Origin of the sequence: Nonomuraea lactucae, from assembly GCF_003313395.1 — a bacterium.
In the GTDB taxonomy this organism is placed as follows: domain Bacteria; phylum Actinomycetota; class Actinomycetes; order Streptosporangiales; family Streptosporangiaceae; genus Nonomuraea; species Nonomuraea lactucae.
In genome coordinates this window covers 1-1,507 of the sequence record NZ_QNFZ01000515.1, presented here as the reverse complement: position 1 = coordinate 1,507, position 1,507 = coordinate 1, and the positions used below count along the sequence as shown (strand labels likewise).

General features: G+C 75.9%; 2 protein-coding genes. Both read left to right on the top strand.

Annotated elements, in window-relative coordinates; translation table 11 throughout:
• Positions 1 to 359, top strand: a 359-nt coding sequence (locus DQW85_RS23160) for a cupredoxin domain-containing protein (protein WP_240197367.1), incomplete at its 5' end; no start/stop codon positions are given.
• A 52-nt stretch (positions 360 to 411) separates the two neighbouring features.
• The coding region (locus tag DQW85_RS23155) for a tetratricopeptide repeat protein (RefSeq protein ID WP_205315344.1) at positions 412 to 1,507 on the top strand (1,096 nt) is incomplete at its 3' end.

Sequence of the window (1,507 nt, the reverse complement as noted above, 5' to 3'; positions counted from 1 at the left end):
CGGGCCTCAGCCTGGGCGGCTGGCTCCCGCGGTCCACGCCGCCGGCCGCGGCCGTCACCGGCGAGGGGGCGAGGAGCGTCACCGGCGAAGGGGCGGGAGCCGTCACCGCCCAGGGCGCGCGGACCGTCACCGTCTGGGCGACCCGTGACGGCTACCGGCCCGCCTTCGTGCGGGCGAGGGCCGGGGTGCCGGTGGACGTGGTGTTCGAGCTGGTGGACGGGGGCTGCACCCGCACCGTCACGATCGCGGGACGGGACGTCGCGCTGCCCGCCACCGTGCGGCTGCCCCCGCAGCGGCCCGGCACTCTCCGCTACGTCTGCGGCATGGGCATGTACACGGGCTTCATCAACTTCTCCTAGCCTCTCGGCGATTACGCTCCGCATCCGCTTGTTTACATGCCACGCTGTGCGCATGGCGTGGTGGCAAGGTGAGGTGGCGGCGGCGACCGTTCCGGCGCCACGGATGGGCGACGAACCCGAGCTGCTGCTGGCCGCGCAGGCCGGCGACCCGCAGGCGGCGCACCGGCTCGGCAGGCTCTGCGCCCAGCGGGGCGACCGCTCGGCGGCCAGGCACTGGTGGGAGCGGGCCGCCGCGGCCGGCAACGTCGACAGCGCCTTCAACCTGGGCATCTGGCACGAGAAGCACGGCACCCTGGAGGAGGCCATCTCGTGGTACGAGAAGGCGGCGGGCACCGGCGACACCGAGGCGGCGGTCAACCTGGCCACGCTGCTGCTGGAGCAGCGCGGCGACCTCGACACCGCCAAGGGCTGGTTCGAGAGCGCGGCCCGTGCCGGGTCCAGCGTGGCGGCCCGCAGGCTGGCGCTGATCTGCGAGGACGCGGGCGACACCCACGCCGCGCGTGAGTGGCACCGCCGGGCCGCCGGTGACGGCGACACCTCCTGCGCGCACGACCTGGGCTTCCTGGCGTACAGCGCGGGCGACGAGGAGGAGACCGGGCGGTGGTGGGAGTGCGCCACCCGCGGCGGCCACGTCGACGCGGCCTACCATCTCGGCCTGCTCCTCCAGGCGGGCCGCGACCCGGAGAGCGCGGAGACCTACTTCCGGCTGGCCGCCAGGAGCGAGCATCCCGGCGCCGCCTCACAGCTGGGCGGCATCGCCCTGTCCCACGGGGACCTGCGTACGGCCCGCGCCTGGTTCGAGCGGGCGGCGGGGGCCGGGCGGCTGGACGACCAGCGGATGGCCGGGTTCGTGTGCGTGGAGCTGGGCGACCCGACGGGGGCCAGCCACTGGTTCGGCAGGGCCGCCGCCAGCGGCGACCCCGACGCGATGTTCAACTTCGGGCTGCTGCTCATCGCCGAGTACGGCGACCTGGCGAGGGGCCGGCACTGGTTCCGGCTGGCGGCGCTGGCGGGTCACCACAAGGCGGCCGTGGAGCTGGGCGGCCTGCTGAACGCGGCCGGGGAGCTCGCCGAGGCCCAGCGGTGGCTGTCCGACCCGCCGCCGCCCGGCTGGGACCGGGTCGCCGAGCCTGAGCTGGCCGCGCGGG